This window comes from Streptomyces sp. NPDC058279 (assembly GCF_042881255.1).
GTDB lineage: Bacteria > Actinomycetota > Actinomycetes > Streptomycetales > Streptomycetaceae > Streptomyces.
This window is the reverse complement of the sequence record NZ_JBHVYA010000014.1, coordinates 129,786-152,443: the sequence shown is the minus strand read 5'-3', so window position 1 is coordinate 152,443 and position 22,658 is coordinate 129,786. Positions and strand designations below refer to the sequence as shown.

The 22,658-nt window shown below is 72.3% G+C and carries 2 protein-coding genes; both read right to left on the bottom strand.

The window, feature by feature from the left end; all coding sequences use genetic code 11:
- Positions 1–2,227: type I polyketide synthase (locus ACFVXJ_RS24050; protein WP_389664561.1), on the bottom strand; the 2,227-nt coding region annotated here is incomplete at its 3' end.
- Between the two features lie 144 nt (positions 2,228–2,371).
- On the bottom strand, positions 2,372–22,645 hold the full coding sequence (locus tag ACFVXJ_RS24045) for a type I polyketide synthase (protein WP_389664560.1): 20,274 nt from the start codon (positions 22,643–22,645) through the stop codon (positions 2,372–2,374).
- Between the last annotated feature and the right edge of the window lie 13 nt (positions 22,646–22,658).

Sequence of the window (22,658 nt, the reverse complement as noted above, 5' to 3'; positions counted from 1 at the left end):
CCCCCGCCTCACCCGACACCACAACAGAGGAAGGCCCGTTCACCGCGGCGATCGAAATACGGTCCTCACCCCACGCGGCGATCCGCTCCCGCACCCCACCCACCGCCAACGGCACCGACACCATGCCGCCCACACCCGCCAACACCCGACCGATGGCCTGACTACGCAACGCCACCACCCGAGCCGCATCCTCCAAAGACAAGATCCCCGCCACACACGCGGCCGCGATCTCACCCTGCGAATGACCGATCACCGCACCCGGACGCACCCCCGCCACACGCCACACCTCCGCCAGCGACACCATCACCGCGAACAGCGCGGGCTGCACCACATCCACCCGATCCAACGACGGCGCACCCTCCACGCCGCGCAACACATCGCGCAACGACCAGTCGACGAACGGCTCCAAAGCCCTCGCACACTCATCCACCCGAGCCGCGAACACCGGCGAGGACTCCAACAGCTCCACCGCCATACCCACCCACTGCGAGCCCTGCCCAGGGAACAGGAACGCCGTCTTACCCGCCACGACCGAACCCGTCACCACATGCGCGGCCATCACACCCGAGGCCACCGCACCCACACCCGCCACATGATCGGCCAGCACCACCGCACGGTGCTCCAACGCCGCCCGCGACGACGCCAACGACCACCCCACATCCAGCACACCCACACCCGGCGCACCATCCAACCAACCCGACAACCGCTGCGCCTGCGCCCGCAACGCCGCCACACTCTTGCCCGACAACACCCACGGCACCACCGCAAGCCCCGAACCCGAACCGGCAACCGAACCCGAACCCGAACCCGAACCCGAGCCGGCAACCGAGGCAGCCTCCACCACCGGAGCCTGCTCGACGATCACATGCGCGTTCGTACCGCTGAACCCGAACGACGACACACCCGCACGGCGCGGATGCGTCGTCTCGGGCCACGCGGTCTGCTCCGTGAGCAGCGACACCGTGCCGGACGCCCAGTCCACGTGCGGGGACGGCTCGTCGATGTGAAGGCTCTCGGGCAGCACGCCGTGCTGCATCGCCAACACCATCTTGATGACACCGGCGACGCCCGCCGCGGCCTGGGTGTGCCCGATGTTCGACTTGATCGACCCCAGCAGCAGCGGCCGGCCGGCCGGCCGGTCCTGGCCGTACGTGGCGATCAGTGCCTGGGCCTCGATCGGGTCGCCCAGCGTCGTGCCCGTACCGTGTGCCTCCACGACGTCGACCTGGTCGGCCGAGAGCCGGGCGTTGGCCAGGGCCTGGCGGATGACGCGCTGCTGGGAGGGGCCGTTGGGGGCGGTCAGACCGTTGCTCGCGCCGTCCTGGTTGACCGCCGAACCGCGCACCACCGCCAACACCGGGTGCCCGTTGCGCTGTGCGTCCGACAGGCGCTCCAGCAGCAGGACGCCCACGCCTTCCGCCGGGCCGAACCCGTCGGCGGCGGCCGCGAACGCCTTGCAGCGGCCGTCCGTGGCCAGCCCGCGCTGCTTGCTGAACTCGACGAACAGGCCCGGGGTGGACATCACGTGCACCCCACCGGCGACGGCGAGCGAGCACTCCCCCGCGCGCAGCGCCTGCACGGCCAGGTGCAGGGCGACGAGCGAGGCGGAGCAGGCGGTGTCGACGGTGACGGCGGGGCCTTCGAGGCCGAACGTGTACGACAGGCGGCCGGACATCACGCTGGATGCGTTGCCGGTGCCCAGGTGCCCCGCGTAGTCCTCGGCCGCCTCCAGGAGCGGAGTGAGGTAGTCGGAGCCGTTGATGCCGACGAACACCCCGGACTGGCTACCGCGCAGGGTCTCCGGGTCGATGCCCGCCCGCTCGAACGCCTCCCACGAGGTTTCCAACAGCAGCCGCTGCTGCGGGTCCATCGCCATGGCCTCACGGGGCGAGATGCCGAAGAACGCCGCGTCGAACGAGGACGCGTCGCCGAGGAACCCGCCTTCGCGGGTGATGGAGGTGCCGTGGTCGTCGGGGTCGTCCGAGAACAGGTTGTCGAGGTCCCAGCCACGGTCCGTGGGAAATGCGGTGAGCGCGTCACCGCCGCGGCCCAGCAATTCCCACAGTGCTTCGGGGGACCGGACACCGCCCGGAAAGCGGCAGCTCATCGCCGTGATGGCGATCGGCTCGTGGGCCTGGCTCTCGATTTCCCGCAGACGTCCGTATGCCTCGTCGAGGTCCGTGGTGACCTTCTTGAGGTATTCGCGGAGCTTCGCTTCGTTCGCCACTGGCGCTTCACCTGTTTCGCATGGTCGAGTCGTGGGGGTGTTCGCACGTACTCGAAAGGTCTGGGGTTTCTTGCTGTGGGGGCGTGTCTCGGGGCCAGGGGGGACGTACCGCCGGGGGGCCGGCGGTACGTCCGGGGTGTGGGGTCAGCCCTGGCCGAACTTCTTGTCGATGAGGGCGAACAGCTCGTCGTCGCTCGCCTCTTCGATCGCGGCGGCTCCGGCCTCGTCCTCCGCCTGCCGGGCGGCGTTCCACTGGGCCAGCAGGGTCTGGAGGCGCACCGCGACCCGTGCGTGCACGGCCTCGTCGCCGGCTGCCGCCGAAAGTTCCTCGGGAGCCAGCGAGGAGAAGGTGCTCTCCAGCCGGTCGAGTTCCTCCAGCACGGACAACTTGCGCTCCACCGGGTCCGGAGCCACCTCGCTCAGCAGGTGCCGGGCCAGGGCGGCCGGGGTCGGGTGGTCGTAGACCAGCGTGGCCGCCAGTCGTAGGCCGGTCGCGGCGTTGAGCCGGTTGCGCAGCTCGACCGCCGTGAGCGAGTCGAAGCCCAGCTCCTTGAACGCCTGGGCCTCCCCGACGAGTTCGGCCGACTGGTACCCGAGTACGGCGGCCACCTGGCCGCGTACCAGGTCCAGTACGGTGCGCTCCCGCTCGGCGGGCGGCAGCTCGGCGAGCCGCTGGGCCGCGGTCTGCTCGCCGGCGCCGTTCGTGGCCCCGGCGGCCTCCGCCGGACGGCGCACGCCGCGCGCGGAGCGGCGTACCGGAGTCCGTACCAGGCCGCGGAGCATCGGCAGGAGCTCCCCGTCCGCGGCACGGGCCCGTACGGTCGGCAGGTCGATCCCGACCGGTACGAGGACCGCTTCGTCCGCCGCGAGGGCCGCGTCGAACAGGGCCAGCCCCTCCGCCGCCGACAGCGGCGCGACGCCACCGCGCGCGGCCCTGCCCCGCTCGGCCTCGGTCAGCCGACCCGCCATGCCGCGTTCCTCGGCCCACATGCCCCACACCAGGGACAGCGCGGTGAGCCCGCGAGCCCTGCGGTGGCGGGCGAGGGCGTCGAGGAACACGTTCGCCGCCGCGTAGTTGGCCTGCCCGGCACCGCCGAGCGTGCCTGCGGCCGCGGAGAAGAGCACGAACGCCGACAGGGGGAGGTCGCGGGTCAGCTCGTGCAGGTGGAGCGCCGCCTCGGCCTTGGGCCGCAGGACCCGGTCCATCCGCTCGGGCGTGAGCAGGTCCACGACGCCGTCGTCCAGGACGGCCGCGGTGTGCACGACGGCCGTCAGCGGGTGCTCGGCGGGTACGGAGCCGAGCAGCGCGGCCAGCGCCGCACGGTCGGCCACGTCACACGCCGCCCACGTCACGTGCGCACCCAACCCGGCCAGCGTGGCGGTCAACTCCGCCGCGCCCTCGGCCTCGCCACCCCGACGGCCGACGAGCAGCAGGTGCCGTACACCGTGCTCGGTGACCAGATGGCGGGTGAAGAGCCCGGCGAGCCCTCCGCTCGCCCCGGTGACCAGGACCGTGCCGTCGGGGTCGATCCGCCGGCCGCTGCCGCCCGCGTCCGCGGCCGCCTCGGAGACCGTCCGGGCCAGGCGGGGGACGTAGGCCGCCCCACCGCGCACGCTCAGTTCCGGCTCGTCCGTGGCGACGGCGGCGGGCAGCGCCCGCCACGAGGCGTCCGCCCCGTCAAGGTCGACCAGCACGAACCGACCGGGGTTCTCGGTCTGCGCGGCGCGCACCAAGCCCCACACCGGGGCGTGCACCAGGTCACCGGCGTCCGGATCCGTCTCCGTGCCCGTGGCCACGGCACGTCGGGTGACGACGGCCAGGCGCGCGTCGACGAACCGGCCGTTGTCGAGCCAGCCCCGCACGGTCGCCAGGGCACGGTGCGTCGCCGTGCGCAGCGCGTCCGCGAGGCACGCGGCCCCCTCCGCCGAGTCGGGAGAGGGAAGCACGCCGGCGGTCTCGGTCGCGGCCCCGAGGAACGGGACGTACACCGTCTCCGGCACCGCCCGCCCGGCCGCGAGGGCCGTGTCGAGCGCGTCGAGGTCGTCGTACGTGTCGACGGTGAGACCTGCGGCCTTCAGCGCGGCGGCGAGGGAGCCACCGGCGTCACCGACGACCGCCGACGTGGCGGCGGCCGGTCGTGCCGGAGTCGTCGTCCGCACCCAGTCGAGGCGGAACAGCGACTCGTGGCCCGCGTCCGGGACGGCGGTGAACCGCTCGGCGTCGACCGCCTGCGTCACCAGTGCCCCGACGGACGCGACGGGCGCGCCCCGCTCATCGGCCAGCGCGACGGACACGGCGTCCTTCCCGGCCGGTGCGATCCGCAGACGCAGGACGTCGGCACCGACGGCGTGCAGCCGCACCCCGCGCCAGACGAGCGGGATCCTGCCCGTGCCGCGGGCCCCGGCCGTACCGTCCTCGGCCGCCGGGTCGGCGGTGTCGGCGGGGTCGACTGCCAGGGCCTGCGATGCGATGTCGAGCAGGGCGGGGTGCAGGGCGAACCGGGCCGCCGAGGACCGTAGGTCGTCGGAGAGCCGGGCCTCGGCGAACACCTCATCGCCGCGCGACCACGCCTTCGCAAGGGTCCGGAAGGCGGCCCCGTGGTGCAGCCCGGCGGCGGTCAGGCGGTCGAGCACCGCGTCGACGGGGACCTGTTCGGCTCCGGCGGGGGGCCACTGACCGGCGTCGGCGAGGCCGTCGGGCCGGGCGGTGTCAACGTCGGAGGCGTCGGAGGCGAGGTATCCGGTCGCGTGACGGGACCACCCTGCACCCGCGAGCCCGGCCGAACCGGCCGTCTCCGCGCGGCCGTGCACCTGCACCGGCCGGCGCCCTCGGCCGTCCGCCGCCCCGACGGTGACACGGAGCTGCACGGCACCCGCCTCGGGGAGCACGAGCGGCGCCTCCAGCGTCAACTCGTCCACGACCTCGCACCCGACCTCGTCCCCGGCGCGAACGGCCAGTTCGACGAAGGCCGCGCCGGGCAGCACGACGGTGTCGGCCACCACGTGGTCCGCCAGCCAGGGGTGCGTGCGGAGGGAGAGCCGCCCGGTGAACAGGAACCCGTCCGTGTCCGGCAGTTCGACCGCCGCACCCAGCAGCGGGTGCCCGGCCGCACCGATCCCGGCCGAGGTGACGTCGTCGAACTCGGCGAAGGAGTCGATCCAGTACCGCTCACGCTGGAAGGCGTACGTGGGCAGGTCGACGCGGCGGGCGCCGGTGCCGGCGAAGTACGCGTCCCAGTCGACGGTCACGCCCCGCACGTACGCCTGCGCAAGGGCGGTGGTGACGGTTGCGGTCTCCGGGCGGTCCTTGCGGAGGGCGGGTGCGAAGGTGCTCGCGTCCGTGTCGCCGGTCAGGCACTCCTGAGCGAGGGCGGAGAGGATGCCGTCGGGGCCGAGTTCGAGGTAGGTGGTCACCCCGGCGGCTTCGAGGGTGCGTACGCCATCGAGGAAGCGGACCGCCTCGCGGACGTGCCGGACCCAGAAGTCGGCCGAACCCATCTCGTCCGTGACCAGCGCGCCGGTGAGGTTGGAGACGACCGGGATCCGCGGGGAGGCGTAGGACAGGCTCTCGGCGACCTTGCGGAAGTCGGCGAGCATGCCGTCCATGTGCGGCGAATGGAACGCGTGACTGACCGTCAGACGCTTGGTCTTGCGACCCTGCGCCTCGAACGACTTGGCAATCACAACCGCTGCGTCCTCGTCACCGGCGATCACGACCGACAGCGGGCCGTTGACCGCCGCGATGCTGACTCGCTCGGTGAGCAGCGGAAGGACCTCGTCCTCCGCCGCCTGGACAGCGACCATCACGCCACCGGCAGGTAGCGCCTGCATCAACCGGCCGCGTGCCGCGACCAGCGCACAGGCGTCCTCCAGGGAGAACACCCCCGCCACATGCGCGGCGGCGATCTCACCGATCGAGTGACCCGTCAGGAAGTCCGGCTTCACACCCCAGCTCTCCACCAGCCGGAACAGCGCCACTTCGAGGGCGAACAACGCGGGCTGCGTGTACTCCGTCCGGTCCAGGAGGTCGCCGTCCGAGCCGAACAGCACATCCTTCAACGGCAGCTCAAGGTCGAGCCGCGCGCACACCGCGTCCAGCGCGTCGGCGAACACCGGATACGCGTCGTACAGCTCACGCCCCATGCCCAGCCGCTGGCTGCCCTGCCCCGTGAACAGAAACGCCGTCTGGTGGTCCGGACCGACCACACCCCGTACCACCTGTGCGGCGGACTCGCCCGTCGCCAGGGCCGTCAGCGCCTGGCGGAACCCGTCGGGGTTCCCTGCGACCAGCACGGCACGGTGATCGAGTGCCGCCCTTCCGGTCGCCAGCGAGTGGCCGACGTCCACCGGGCGCAGGTCGCCGTGGGCGTCGAGGTGGGCGCGGAGGCGCTCAGCCTGGTCGCGCAGGGCCGCTTCCGTACGGCCGGAAAGGGTCCACGCCGAGGTGGCGGGGCCGTTCTCCGTGCGGTCGGTCGCGGACTCGGCCGGGACGTCGAGCGGCGGTGCCTCTTCCAGGATGGTGTGGGCGTTGGTGCCGCTCACACCGAAGGACGAGACGCCGGCCCGGCGCGGGCGGCCGGTGTCCGGCCATGCGCACTGTTCGGTCAGCAGGGCGATGTCACCGGCCGTCCAGTCGACGTGCGGGGTGGGCTCGTCGACGTGCAGGGTCTGCGGGAGCACCCCGTTCTGCATCGCCAGCACCATCTTCATCAGACCCGCCACGCCGGCGGCTGCCTGGGTGTGGCCGATGTTGGACTTGATGGAGCCGAGCAGCAGCGGCTGCCCCTCGGGCCGGTCTTGGCCGTAGGTGGCCAGCAGTGCCTGCGCCTCGATGGGGTCGCCGAGCCGCGTGCCCGTGCCGTGCGCCTCCACCGCGTCCACCTCGGCCGCCGACAGCCCGGCACTGGCCAGAGCGGCGCGGATGACGCGCTGCTGGGAAGGCCCGTTGGGGGCGGTCAGGCCATTGCTGGCACCGTCCTGGTTGACCGCCGAGCCACGCACCACCGCGAGCACCGGGTGACCGTTGCGGCGGGCGTCCGACAGCCGCTCCACGAGCAGCATGCCGACGCCCTCACCCCAGCCCGTACCGTCGGCCGCCGCCGCGAACGCCTTGATCCGACCGTCCTCGGCAAGACCGCGCTGACGACTGAACTCGACGAACGCGCCCGGCGTGGACATGACCGTCACACCACCGGCCAGTGCCAGGGAGCACTCCCCGTTCCGCAGCGCCTGCACCGCGAGGTGCAGGGCCACGAGGGACGCGGAGCACGCCGTGTCGACCGTGACCGCCGGACCCTCCAGTCCGAACACGTAGGAGAGCCGTCCGGAGACGACGCTCGCGGAGTTGCCCGTGCTCATGAAGCCGTCACCGCCGTCGGCGGAGTTCAGCACGAGCGACAGGTAGTCCTGGCCGTTGGTGCCGACGAAGACACCGGCCTGGCTGCCCCGCAGCGAGGACGGGTCGATACCCGCCCGCTCGAACGCCTCCCACGACGTCTCCAGCAGCAGCCGCTGCTGCGGGTCCATGGCGAGCGCCTCACGCGGCGAGATCCCGAAGAACGACGGGTCGAAGTCCGCCACGTCGTACAAGAACCCGCCCTCACGTGCGTACGGGGCGTCCTCGGTGGACTGCGGACCGAAGAGCGACTCCGCGTCCCAGCCCCGGTCGGCCGGGAACTCTCCGATGGCGTCCCCACCGGTGGCCAGCAACTGCCACAGGTCTTCCGGCGTGCGTACGCCGCCGGGGAAACGGCAGCTCATCGCCACGATCGCGATCGGGTCGTCGTCGGTGGCGGTGTGCACCACCGGTCCGGTCACCGCGGCCTTCGTGCCGAGCAGCTCACCCCGCAGGTATGCGGCCAGCTCGGCTGAGGTCGGGTAGTCGTAGATGAGCGTGGCGGGGAGCGTCAGCTCGGTGGCGGCGCCGAGGCGGTTGCGCAGCTCGACGGCGGTCAGCGAGTCGAAGCCCAGTTCCTTGAACGCCCGCCCGGCGCCCACCTGCTCTACACCGGCGTGGCCGAGTACCGCGGCCACCTCCTTGCGTACGAGGTCGAGCAGCCACCGGTCCTGCTCTGCGGCGGACAGCCCCGCAAGCCGCTGTGACTGCGGGCCCCGGACCACACCGTCGACGCCCTGGCCATCGGGGTCCTTCCGCAGGTCGAGAGCGCGCCGGGCTTCGGGCAGGTCGGTGAGGAGGCGGCTGGGCCGTGCGGCGGTGAAGCCGGGGGTGAACCGTGACCAGTCGATGTCCGCGATCGTCACGGCCGCGTCACCGGAATCGACCGCCTCGCCGAACGCCGAAACCGCGAGATCGGCGTCCATGGGCGGAACACCACCCCGACGCATCCGCGCCTCAAGCTCCGCGTCGGCGGCCATGCCGCCCTCGGCCCACGGCCCCCAGGCCAGGGACGTGGCCGCGAGACCGTCCGCACGACGCTGCTCGGCCAAAGCATCCAGATAGGCGTTCGCGGCAGCGTAATTACCCTGCCCGGCCGTGCCGATCGTGCCGCTCATCGACGAGAACATGACGAACGCCGCCAAGTCGATACCCAACTCGACCGTCAGCTCATGCAGATTCCGGGCCGCATCGACCTTGGGACGCAGCACACCGTCCATGCGCTCCGGCGTCAGCGCGTCCAACACACCATCGTCCAGAACACCGGCCGTATGCACCACAGCCGTCAGCGTCTGCGCCTCGGCCACCAGCAGCGCGCGCAGCGCATCCCGATCGGCCACGTCACACGCCACCACCGACACATCGACCCCGAGGGCGGACAGCTCGTCCACCAACCCGGCGGCACCCGGCGCATCGATCCCCCGACGGCTGGAAAGCACCAACCGCCCAGCACCCGACTGGGCCAACCACCGCGCGACCCGGCCACCCAACGCACCCGTACCACCGGTCACCAACACCGTGCCACCCGGCACCCAAGCCGAACCCTCGACGCGAGCCGCACGCACCAAACGACGCCCGAACACACCCGAAGACCGCACCGCGACCTGGTCCTCACCAGAACCGGCCGCCAGGACGTCCACCACACGGGACAACGCCCGCTCATCCAACGCACCAGGCAGATCAACCAACCCGCCCCAACGCCGCGGAACCTCCAAAGCGGCAACCCGCCCCAGACCCCACACCTGCGCCTGCACCGCAGACCCAAGCCGATCCGACCGACCCACCGACACCGCGCCCTGAGTCAGGCACCACAACGGTGACTCAACCCCGACATCACCCAACGCCTGCACCAACGCGACGGTGGAAAGCAGACCGGCAGCCTCATCCAAGCCCAGCAGAGAAACCACACCGGCACACGCACCCGCGTCCACCAGCAACTCCGCCAACGCCCCGCGCCCGGCATCCGCATCCACGGACACCCGCCGGACCTCGGCACCCCGCTCCGCCAGACCACGCACCACAACGTCGGCGTCGTCAAGACCGGCAGGCAACACGACCAGCCACGTCCCCGACAACCGCGCCCCGGACCCGACACCCGCCAAAGGCCGCCACGCCACCCGATAACGCCAGCCGTCCACCTGCGCCTGCGCCTGGCCCTGTCGGCGCCAGGCGGACAGGGCGGGGACGACGTTGCCCCATGCGCTCGCGTCATCGAGGCCGAGCATGGCGGCAAGGGACTCGACGTCCCCACTCTCGACGGCGTCCCAGAACGGCGCGTCCACCGCATCCGCGCTCCCGCCGACCGGCACCAGACCCGCCACCTGCGACGCTTCCGGCCAGAACCGCTGCCGCTGGAACGCATACGTCGGCAGGTCCACCCGCCGGGCATCGGCCCCGTAGAGCGCCTGCCAGTCGACGGCGATGCCCCGGACGTGCAGGTGGGCAAGGGCCGTCATCGCCGTCTCGGCCTCATGACGCCCACGCCGCACGACGGGCAGGAACGCAGATCCGCCATCGGTCACACAGTCTTGAGCGAGGGCGGACAGGACTCCGTCCGGCCCCAGCTCCAGGTACGTGGTGACGCCCGCAGCTTCCAGTGCCCGTACGCCGTCCAGGAAGCGGACCGCCTCGCGGACGTGCCGCACCCAGAACTCCGGGGACGACATCTCGTCGTCGGAGACGACCGCACCGGTCAGGTTCGACACGACCGGGATACGGGGGAACTCGTACGCGATCGACTCCGCCACCTCACGGAAGTCGGCGAGCATGCCGTCCATGTGCGGCGAGTGGAACGCGTGACTGACGGTCAGACGCTTGGTCTTACGACCCTGCGCCTCGAACGACCCGGCAATCGCCACCGCCGCGTCCTCATCACCCGCGACCACGACCGACTGCGGCCCGTTGAGCGCTGCGATGCTCACCCGCTCCGTCAGCAGCGGAAGGACCTCGTCCTCCGACGCCTGCACCGCGATCATCACGCCACCGGACGGCAGCGCCTGCATCAGCCGCCCACGAGCGGCGACCAGCGTGCACGCGTCCTCCAGCGAGAACACCCCCGCCACATGCGCGGCCGCGATCTCACCGATCGAATGCCCCGCCAGGAAGTCCGGCTTCACACCCCAGGACTCCACCAGCCGGAACAACGCCACCTCAACCGCGAACAACGCCGGCTGCGTGTACTCCGTCCGATCGAGTACGGCCTCATCGTCCCCGAACAGCACGTCCTTCAACGGTAGTTCGAGACGTGCGCAGACCGCGTCCAGCGCGTCGGCGAACACCGGATACGCCTCGTACAGCTCACGACCCATGCCCAGCCGCTGGCTACCCTGCCCCGTGAACAGGAAGGCGAGCTTCCCGGCGACCGGCGAGCCCGAGACGACACCCGCCGCCGAACCACCCTCCGCCAGCGACGCGAGGCCCGCCAGGAGAGCGTCACGGTCCGGGGCGACCACGGCCGCGCGCTGTTCGAACGCCGAGCGGCTGGTGGTCAGCGTGCGGCCGACGTCGGACAGGCGCAGTTCGGGAGCGGTGGTCAGCCGCGCGTGCAGGTTGTGGGCCTGACCGCGCAGTGCGGCATCGTTCTTCGCCGACAGCACCAGCGGGAGGAAGTCCGGTTCGGTGGTGGCGTCGTCGGCCGGAGCCGTCTCCGTCTGCACCGGAGCCTGCTCGATGATGGTGTGGGCGTTCGTACCACTGAAGCCGAAGGAGGAGATCCCCGCCCGGCGCGGGCGGCCCGTCTCCGGCCACTCCATCTGCCCGGTCAGCAGGGTGATGTCCCCGGCTTCCCAGTCGACCTGAGGGGACGGGGCATCGATGTGGAGGCTCTTCGGCAGCACCCCGTTCTGCATCGCCAGCACCATTTTGATGACGCCCGCGACGCCGGCGGCGGCCTGCGTGTGGCCGATGTTCGACTTGATGGAGCCGAGCAGCAGCGGCTGTCCCTCGGGCCGGTCCTGACCGTAGGTGGCCAGCAGCGCCTGCGCCTCGATCGGGTCGCCGAGCCGCGTGCCCGTACCGTGCGCCTCCACCGCGTCGACGTCACCGGCCGACAGCCCGGCGCTCGCCAGCGCGGCACGGATCACGCGCTGCTGGGAAGGCCCGTTGGGGGCGGTCAGGCCGTTGCTGGCGCCGTCCTGGTTGACAGCCGAGCCACGCACGACCGCCAGGACCGGGTGACCGTTGCGGCGGGCGTCCGAGAGCCGCTCCACGAGCAGCATGCCGACGCCCTCACCCCAGCCCGTACCGTCGGCCGCCGCCGCGAACGCCTTGATCCGGCCATCCTCGGCAAGGCCCCGCTGACGACTGAACTCGACGAACGTGCCCGGCGTGGACATGACGGTGACACCGCCGGCCAGGGCGAGCGTGCATTCGCCGTTGCGCAGGGCCTGGATCGCCCAGTGCAGGGCGACCAGCGACGACGAGCAGGCCGTGTCGACGGTGACCGCCGGGCCCTCCAGGCCGAAGACGTAGGAGAGCCGTCCGGAGACGACACTGGCCGCGTTGCCCGTGCCCAGGTGGCCCTCCAGGCCGTCGGCCTCCTCCAGCAGTACGGACAGGTAGTCCTGACCGTTGGTGCCGACGAAGACGCCGGCCTGGCTTCCCCGCAGCGTCTCGGGGTCGATGCCCGCCCGCTCGAACGCCTCCCACGACGTCTCCAGCAGCAGCCGCTGCTGCGGGTCCATCGCCAGCGCCTCACGCGGCGAGATCCCGAAGAAGTCGGCGTCGAAGTCGGCGGCGTCGTAAAGGAAACCGCCGGCACGCGCGTACGACGTGCCCTGCGCGTCGGGGTCGGAGTCGTACAGGGTCTCGACGTCCCAGCCCCGGTCCAGCGGCAGGTCCGAGATGGCGTCACCGCCTGAGGCGAGCAGCCGCCACAGGTCCTCCGGCGTCCGGACACCGCCCGGGAAACGGCAGCTCATCGCCACGATGGCGATCGGGTCGTCGTCGGCTGCGGTGGCGGTCGGTCCGGCCGCCACAATCTCCGCACCGAGCAATTCCGTACGCAGGTGAGTGGCGAGGGCGAGTGGCGTCGGGTAGTCGTAGACGAGCGTGGCAGGCAGCCGCAGGTCGGTGGCGGCACCGAGACGGTTGCGCAGCTCGACGGCGGTCAGCGAGTCGAAGCCGATCTCCCGGAACGCGCGCCCCGCCTCGATGTCCCCGGCCCCGGAATGCCCCAGTACCTCGGCGACCTGGGCGCGTACCAGTTCCAGGAGGAACGGCTCGCGGTCCCCTTCGGCCATGGCCTGGAGCCGCTGCGCGAGCGACGATCCGGCAGCCGCCGGACGACCGTTCACTTCCCCGGCACCGCTGGTGGCCCCTGCTGCTTCGGGCAGGTCGGTGAGGAGTCGGCTCGTCCGTGCGGCGGTGAAGCCGGGGGTGAACCGTGACCAGTCGATGTCCGCGATCGTCACGGCCGCGTCACCGGAATCGACCGCCTCGCCGAACGCCGAAACCGCGAGATCGGCGTCCATGGGCGGAACACCACCCCGACGCATCCGCGCCTCAAGCTCCGCGTCGGCGGCCATGCCACCCTCGGCCCACGGACCCCAGGCCAGGGACGTGGCCGCGAGACCGTCCGCACGACGCTGCTCGGCCAAAGCATCCAGATAGGCGTTCGCAGCAGCGTAATTACCCTGCCCCGCCGCGCCGATCGTGCCACTCATCGACGAGAACATGACGAACGCCGCCAAGTCGATACCCAACTCGACCGTCAGCTCGTGCAGATTCCGGGCCGCATCGACCTTGGGACGCAGCACACCGTCCACACGCTCCGGCGTCAGCGCGTCCAACACACCATCGTCCAGAACACCGGCCGTATGCACCACAGCCGTCAGCGTCTGCGCCTCGGCCACCAGCAGGGCGCGCAGCGCATCCCGGTCGGCCACGTCGCACGCGACGACGGACACATCGACCCCGAGGGCGGACAGCTCATCCACCAACCCGGTGGCACCCGGCGCATCAAGCCCCCGACGGCTGGAAAGCACCAACCGCCCAGCACCCGACTCGGCCAACCACCGCGCGACCCGGCCACCCAACGCACCCGTACCACCGGTCACCAACACCGTGCCACCCGGCACCCAAGCCGAACCCTCGACGCGAGCCGCACGCACCAAACGACGCCCGAACACACCCGAAGACCGCACCGCGACCTGGTCCTCACCAGAACCGGCCGCCAAGACGTCCACCACACGGGACAACGCCCGCCCATCCAACACACCAGGCAGATCAACCAACCCGCCCCAACGCCGCGGAACCTCCAAAGCGGCAACCCGCCCCAGACCCCACACCTGCGCCTGCACCACAGACCCAAGCCGATCCGACCGACCCACCGACACCGCACCACGCGTCAAGCACCACAACGGTGACTCAACCCCGACATCACCCAACGCCTGCACCAACGCGACGGTCGAAACCAGACCGGCAGCCTCATCCAAGCCCAGCAGAGAAACCACACCAGCCGGAGTCCCGACCCCCGCCAGCAACTCCGCCAACGCCCCGCGCCCGGCATCCGCATCCACGGACACCCGCCGGACCTCGGCACCCCGCTCCACCAGACCACGCACCACAACGTCGCCGTCATCAAGACCGGCAGGCACCACAACCAGCCACGTCCCCGACAACCGCGCCCCGGACCCGACATCCGCCAAGGGCCGCCACGCCACCCGATAACGCCAGCCATCCACCTCCGACCGGACACGCCACTGCCGACGCCACGCCGACAGAGCCGGCATCACCTCACCGAGCGCCGCCTCGTCGACGTCCAACTCCGTGACCAGCGACGCCAGATCCTCACGCTCCACGGCCTCCCAGAACCGGGCGTCCACCGCATCCGCGCTCCCGCCGACCGGCACCAGGCCCGCCGCCACCTGCGACGCTTCCGGCCAGAACCGCTGCCGCTGGAACGCATATGTCGGCAGGTCCACCCGCCGGGCACCTGTACCCGCGAAGAACGCGGACCAGTCGACATCGACTCCCCGCACGTGGGCCTGAGCCAGGGCGGTGACCACCGTCTCGGCCGCGGGGCGGCCGTTCCGCAGTGCGGGAAGGAACGCCGCGACGTCACCGGTCACGCATTCCTGCGCCATCGCCGAGAGCACCCCACCGGGGCCGAGCTCCACGAACGTGGTGACACCCGCCTCCTCCATCGCACGTACGCCGTCAAGGAAGCGGACCGCCTCGCGGACGTGCCGCACCCAGAACTCCGGGGACGACATCTCGTCGTCGGAGACGACCGCACCGGTCAGGTTCGACACGACCGGGATTCGGGGGGACTCGTACGCGATCGACTCCGCCACCTCACGGAAGTCGGCGAGCATGCCGTCCATGTGCGGCGAGTGGAACGCGTGACTGACGGTCAGACGCTTGGTCTTCCGACCCTGCGCCTCGAAGACCTGGGCGATGGCCACCGCCGCGTCCTCATCACCCGCGACCACGACCGACTGCGGCCCGTTGATCGCTGCGATGCTCACCCGCTCCGTCAGCAACGGAAGGACCTCGTCCTCCGACGCCTGCACCGCGATCATCACGCCACCGGAGGGCAGCGCCTGCATCAACCGCCCACGAGCGGCGACCAGCGTGCACGCGTCCTCCAGCGAGAACACCCCCGCCACATGCGCGGCCGCGATCTCACCGATCGAATGACCCGCCAGGAAGTCCGGCTTCACACCCCACGACTCCACCAGCCGGAACAACGCCACCTCAACCGCGAACAACGCCGGCTGCGTGTACTCCGTCCGATCGAGTACGGCCTCATCGTCCCCGAACAGCACGTCCTTCAAAGGCAGTTCGAGACGTGCGCAGACCGCGTCCAGCGCCTCCGCGAACACCGGGAACGCCTCGTACAGCTCACGACCCATGCCCAGCCGCTGGCTACCCTGCCCCGTGAACAGGAACGCCAGCCCGCCGCCGACGACCGTGCCCCGCACCAGGCCCGGGGAGTGCTCCCCGGCGGCCAGGGTGTCCAGCAGGGAGGTCAGGGAGCGGGGGTCGGACCCGTCACCGAGGAGCACGGCCCGGTGCTCCAGGGCCGCGCGGGTGGTGGCCAGGGAGTAGCCGAGGTCGAGCGCCCCGGACGTCCCGGACGTCCGGTCGGCGGTCAGGACGGTGGTCGCGGCCGACGTAAGCCGGTCCGCCTGGGCCTGGAGGGCCGTCGCCGTACGGCCGGAGACGAGCCACGGCAGCACCGGCAGGGTGCGGGTCGCGGGGGCGCGCGGGGGTAGGGCGTCGCCCGGTGTATCCGCTTCGGGGTGCTGCGGCGCCTGTTCGAGAACGGCGTGCGCGTTGGTGCCGCTGTAGCCGAAGGAAGAGACACCGGCTCGGCGCGGGCGGCCGGTCTCCGGCCACGGGAGCGGCTCGGTGAGCAGCGAGATCGCGCCTGCCGACCAGTCGACGTACGGCGTGGGCTCGTCGATGTGCAGGGTCTGCGGGAGCATGCCGTGGCGCATCGCCATGACCATTTTGATCACGCCGGCGGCTCCGGCCACGGCCTGTGTGTGGCCGATGTTCGACTTCACGGAGCCCAGCCACAGCGGACGGTCGTCGGCGCGCCCCTGGCCGTAGGTGGCGAGCAGCGCCTGCGCCTCGATCGGGTCGCCCAGCGTCGTGCCCGTACCGTGCGCCTCCACCGCGTCCACGTCGGCCGCCGACAGGCCCGCGTCGGCCAGGGCCTCGCGGATGACGCGCTGTTGCGAGGGGCCGTTGGGGGCGGTGAGGCCGTTGCTGGCGCCGTCCTGGTTGACGGCGGTGCCGCGGACCAGGGCGAGCACCGGGTGGCCGTTGCGGCGGGCGTCCGACAGCCGCTCGACGAGGAGCATGCCGACGCCCTCCGACCAGCTCGTGCCGTCGGCGGAGGCGGCGAATGCCTTGATGCGGCCGTCGGCGGCGAGACCCCGCTGCCGGCTGAACTCGGTGAACGCTCCGGGGGTGGACATGACGGTCACGGCGCCCGCGAGGGCCATGGAGCACTCGCCGCGCCGGAGGGCCTGGGCCGCGAGGTGGAGGGTGACGAGGGAGGAGGAGCACGCGGTGTCGACGGTGACGGCCGGGCCCTCCAGGCCGAAGGTGTAGGAGATCCGGCCGGAGACGACGCTGGCGGCGTTGCCGGTGCCGAGGTGTCCTTCGAGTCCGTCGGAGTCGTTCAGCCAGAGCTGGAGGTAGTCCTGCGCGTTGGATCCGACGAAGACGCCGGTGCGGCTGCCGCGCAGCGTCGCCGGGTCGATGCCGGCGCGCTCGATGGTCTCCCAGGTGGTTTCGAGGAGGATCCGCTGCTGCGGGTCCATGGCCAGCGCTTCACGGGGCGAGATGCCGAAGAACGCGGCGTCGAACTCGGCGACGTCGTGCAGGAACCCGCCTTCGCGGGCGTAGCTGGTGCCCTCGCGGTCGGGGTCGTCGCTGTAGAGGGTGTCGAGGTCCCAGCCGCGGTCGGCGGGGAATCCGGTGATGCCGTCGCCGCCCGTGCCGAGCAGGTGCCAGAGGTCCTCGGGGCCGTTGACGCCGCCGGGGAAGCGGCAGCCCATGGCGACGATGGCGATGGGGTCGTCGGACTCGTCCGCCGAGGTGCGGCCCGGCGCGAGGGCCGGGGCGGTCGCGCCGGCCGTACTGGCCGTACTGGCCGTGAGGTCTCCTACCAGCTCCTCGCGGAGGTATCCGGCGAGCGCGGTCGCGGTCGGGTAGTCGAAGACCAGGGTGGCGGGCAGGCGACGGCCGGTGGCGGCGCCGAGGAGGTTGCGCAGTTCGACGGCGGTCAGCGAGTCGAAGCCGAGTTCCTTGAAGGAGCGGCCCGGTTCGACGGCGGCCGCGCCGGAGTGGCCGAGTGCCGTGGCGACCTGCTTGCGGACGAGGTCGAGGAGGGCCCGGTCCTGTTCGGCGGCGGACAGTCCGGCGAGCCGCTGCCCGAGGCCGGTTTCGCCGCCGGTGCCGGCGGCGCCGTTGGCGGTACGCCGGGCGGGGACCCGTACGAGGGTGCGCAGCAGCGGTGACATCGTCCCGGCCCGGGCCTGGGAGCGCAGGGCGGTCGGATCGACGCGCATGAGGACCGGTACGGCCTCGTCGATCGTGTGGGCGAGGTCGAAGAGTCCGAGGCCCTCGTCCGAGGTGAGCGGGGGGAGACCGTTGCGCCGCATGCGGCTGATGTCGGCCTCGTCGAGGTGTCCGGCCATGCCGGCGCCGTCGGCCCACAGGGCCCAGGCCATCGCGGTCGCCGGGAGGCCCTGCGCGCGGCGGTGCTGGGCGAGGGCGTCCAGGAAGACGTTCGCGGCCGCGTAGTTGCCCTGACCGGGGCCGCCGAAGATGCCGCCGATGGAGGAGAAGAGGAGGAACGCGGAGAGATCGAGGTGCCGGGTCAGCTCGTGCAGGTGGCAGGCCGCGTCGACCTTGGGCCGCAGCACGGCCGAGAGCCGCTCGGGGGTGAGGGAGGTGATGACCCCGTCGTCGAGGACGCCGGCGGTGTGGACGACCGCGCCGAGCGGGTGTTCGGCGGGTATCCGGTCCAGCACGGCGGCCAGCGCGTCACGGTCGGCCACGTCGCAGGCCGCCCAGGTGACCGACGCGCCCGCCTCGGCCAGTTCGGCGCCGAGCCGCTGGGCCTCGGGGGTGGCGCCGCCCCGGCGGCCCACCAGCAGCAGGTGTCGTACGCCGTGTTCGGCGACCAGCCGGCGGGCGACCAGTCCGCCCAGCATGCCGCCCGCTCCGGTGACCAGTACGGTCGCACCGGGCGCGTACCGCAGGGTCGCGGTGGTGTCCTGCGGGGCCGCCACGCGGGCGAGTCGCAGGGCGTGCACGGAGCCGTCGCGGAGGGCGAGTTGCGGCTCGCCGGCGTCGAGCGCGGCCGGAAGGGCCCGTACGGAGTCGTCGTGTCCGTCGGTGTCGACCAGCAGCAGCCGGTCGGGGTACTCGGACTGCGCGGAGCGGAGCAGGCCCCAGACGCCCGCGTGTACGGGGTCGGTGACCGTGTCGCCGTCGCCCACCGCGACCGCGCCCCGGGTGACGACGACCAGTCGGGTCGCGGCGAACCGCTGCCCGGTGAACGGCTCTTCGCCCACCCAGGCCCGGACCAGGGCGAGGGCGTGGTGCGTGGCCTCGTGCACGGCGTGAGCCGACACCTCCGCCGCGCGTGATCCGGTCGCGTCCGCGGCTGCGGCTGCGGCTGCTCCCCCGTCCGCGGCCGGACCGTAGCCGGCCAGCACCACGTGCGGCGCGTCCGCCCCGGCCTCGACGGCCGCCGCCAGCGCCGCGAGGTCCTCGTGGACCGTGACCTCGGCGGGCAGGGCTGCCGGCAGCGCGTCCCGCAGGTGGGCCACCGCGCCGGCGCCGCCCAGTACCGCCCAGCGGCGGGGTGTGGCCGGGGCCTCCGGCACTGCGGGCAGCGGCGTCCACTCCGCCCGGAACACCGCGTCGTGGAACGCCGTGCGCGCCGCCTGGACCTGTTCCGCCGATACGGTCCGAAGGACCAGCGAGTCGACGGTCGCGACGGGGGCACCGGCCGTGTCCGTGATCTCCAGCCGGACGCCGTTCGGACCCGCCGGCGCGAGGTGTACGCGCAGCGCCTCGGCGCCGGACGCGTAGAGGGACACCCCGCTCCAGGCGAACGGGAGCCGGCCCTCACCCTCGACGCCGCCCAGGACGCCGAGACCCAACGCGTGCAGGGCGGAGTCCAACAGGGCCGGGTGCAGCCCGAAGTCCCGTGCCGTGGAGGCGGTTTCCTCGGGGAGGGCGACCTCGACGTAGACGCTCTCGCCCAGCCGCCACGCAGCCGTCAGGCCCCGGAACACCGGCCCGTACCCCATGCCTACCTCGGCGAGGTCCGCGTACAGGCTCTCCGTCGGGATCGCCTCGGCGCCGGCCGGAGGCCACTGGGCCGACGCGAAGTCCGGCCGCGCCGCGCCCAGGCCGAGCACACCACTGGCGTGCCGCGTCCACGGCTCGTCGGCGGCCTCGTCCTGCGGCCGGGAGGACAGGGTGAAGGTCCGGCTTCCCGTACCGTCCGCCTCCGGGGCGCCGACGTGGATCTGGAGCTGAACGCCGCCGCGCGGGGGCAGCACCAGCGGTGCCTCCAGCGTGAGTTCCTCCAGGACGTCGCAGCCGACCTGGTCGCCCGCGTGCACCGCCAGCTCGACGAAGGCGGTGCCGGGCAGCAGCACGGTGTCCATGATCGCGTGGTCGGCCAGCCACGGGTGGGTGTCCAGACCGAGCCGCGCGGTGAGGAGGAGCCCTTCCGAGTCGGCGAGTGCCACCATCGCACCGAGCAGCGGGTGCCCGGCCCTTTCCAGTCCCGCGGCGGTCACGTCGCCGGCGCGGGAGCCCGGCTCGATCCAGTACCGCTGCCGCTGGAACGCGTACGTCGGCAGGTCGACCCGCCGAGCGCCGGTACCGGCGAAGAACGCCTGCCAGTCCACGGCGACGCCCCGCACATGCGCCTGGGCGAGAGCAGCCGTGACGGTCTCGTCCTCGGACCGGCCCTTGCGCAGGGCGGCCACGAAGGCGACGTTCCCGTCGCCGGTCAGGCACTCCTGAGCGAGGGCGGACAGTACGCCGTCCGGCCCCAGCTCCAGGTACGTGGTGACCCCGGCGGCCTCCAGCGCACGCATTCCGTCCAGGAAGCGGACCGCCTCGCGGACGTGCCGGACCCAGAAGTCGGCGGACGCCATCTCGTCCGTGACCAGCGCACCGGTCAGGTTCGACACGACCGGGATACGGGGGGACTCGTACGTGATGCCCTCGGCGACCTGGCGGAACGCGTCCAGCATGCCGTCCATGTGCGGCGAGTGGAACGCGTGACTGACGGTCAGGCGCTTGGTCTTACGACCCTGCGCCTCGAACGACCCGGCAATCGCCACCGCCGCGTCCTCATCACCCGCGATCACGACCGACTGCGGACCGTTGATCGCGGCAATGTTGACCCGGTCCGTCAGCAGCGGAAGGACCTCGTCCTCCGACGCCTGCACCGCGACCATCACGCCACCGGACGGCAGCGCCTGCATCAGCCGCCCACGAGCGGCCACCAGCGCGGCCGCGTCCTCCAGCGAGAACACCCCCGCCACATGCGCGGCCGTGATCTCACCGATCGAATGACCCGCCAGGAAGTCCGGCTTCACACCCCAGGACTCCACCAGCCGGAACAGCGCCACTTCGACCGCGAACAACGCGGGCTGCGTGTACTCCGTACGGTCCAGGGTGCTCGCATCGTCGCCGAACAGCACGTCCTTGAGCGGCAGTTCGAGCCGCGCGCACACCGCGTCCAGCGCCTCCGCGAACACCGGGAACGCGTCGTACAACTCACGACCCATGCCCAGCCGCTGGCTCCCCTGCCCCGTGAACAGGAACGCCAGCTTCCCGGCGACCGGCGAGCCCGAAACGACACCCGCCGCCGAACCACCCTCCGCCAGCGACGCGAGGCCCGCCAGCAGACCCCCACGGTCCGCGGCCACCACCACCGCCCGGTCCTCGAAGGACGCGCGGCCCACCGCCAGCGAGTGGCCGACGTCCACCGGACGCACGTCGGGGTGCTGTTCGGCGTGGGCGTGCAGTCGGCGGGCCTGGTCGCGCAGGGCGTCCCCGCCCTTCGCCGACAGGAGCCACGGGACCGCCCTCGGCGGCGCGGCGGTGTCGTCGCCGGGCGCGGCCGAGTCCTCGACGTCCGGTGCCTGCTCGATGATCGTGTGGACGTTGGTGCCGCTCACGCCGAAGGCGGAGACGCCGGCCCGGCGCGGGCGGCCGGTGTCCGGCCACCGCACCGGTTCGGTGAGCAGCGAGACACCACCCGTGGACCAGTCGACGTGCGAGGTGGGCTCGTCGACGTGGAGGGTCCGGGGCAGGACGCCGTGGCGTATGGCCATGACCGTCTTGATGATGCCCGCGACACCGGCGGCGGCCTGCGTGTGGCCGATGTTCGACTTCAGGGAGCCGAGCCACAGCGGCGGCTGGTCCGCCGTGCGCCCCTGGCCGTAGGTGGCGAGCAGGGCCTGGGCCTCGATCGGGTCGCCCAGCGTGGTGCCCGTGCCGTGCGCCTCGACGGCGTCGATGTCGGCGGGCGTGAGGCGGGCGCTTTCCAGGGCTTGGTGGATGACCCGCTGCTGGGACGGACCGTTGGGGGCGGTGAGGCCGTTGCTGGCGCCGTCCTGGTTGACGGCGGTGCCCCGGACGACGGCCAGGACCTGGTGGCCGTTGCGGCGGGCGTCCGACAGGCGTTCCACGAGCAGGACGCCGACGCCCTCGGACCAGCCGGTGCCGTCGGCCGCCTCGGCGAAGGACTTGCAGCGGCCGTCGGGCGACAGGCCGCGCTGGCGGCTGAACTCGACGAAGACGTCCGGGCCCGCGAGCACGGTGACGCCTCCGGCGAGCGCCAGCGAGCACTCGCCCTGGCGCAGTGCCTGGACGGCCATGTGCAGGGCGACGGAGGAGGACGAGCAGGCCGTGTCGATGGTGGCGGCGGGGCCTTCGAGTCCGAAGAAGTAGGCGAGGCGGCCTGACACCACGCTGGAGGCGGTGCCGGTGAGCAGGTGGCCCTCGACACCGTCGGGGAGGTCGTGGTTGCCGGCGCCGTACGCGTTGGCGGACGCGCCGACGAAGACTCCGGCGCGGCTGCCGCGCAGGGTGGCGGGGTCGATGCCGGCGCGCTCGAAGACCTCCCAGGTGGTCTCCAGCAGCAGTCGCTGCTGCGGGTCCATCGCCAGCGCCTCACGCGGCGAGATCCCGAAGAACGCCGGGTCGAAGTCGGCGGCGTCGTGCAGGAAGCCGCCGTCGCGGGTGTAGGTGGTGCCGTCATGGTCCGGGTCGGGGTCGTACAGCGACTCGATGTCCCAGCCCCGGTTGTCGGGGAAGCCCGTGATGGCGTCGCCGCCGCTCTCGACGAGTCTCCACAGTTCCTCGGGCGACCGGACGCCACCGGGCAGGCGGCAGCTCATGCCGACGATCGCGATCGGTTCGCGCGAGGCGTCGGTGAGCTCCTGGTTCCGGCGACGCAGCCGCTCGGTTTCCTTGAGGGAGGCCCGCAGCGCTTCAACGACTTTTTCGTTGGGGGTTGTCATCACTTACTCCGCA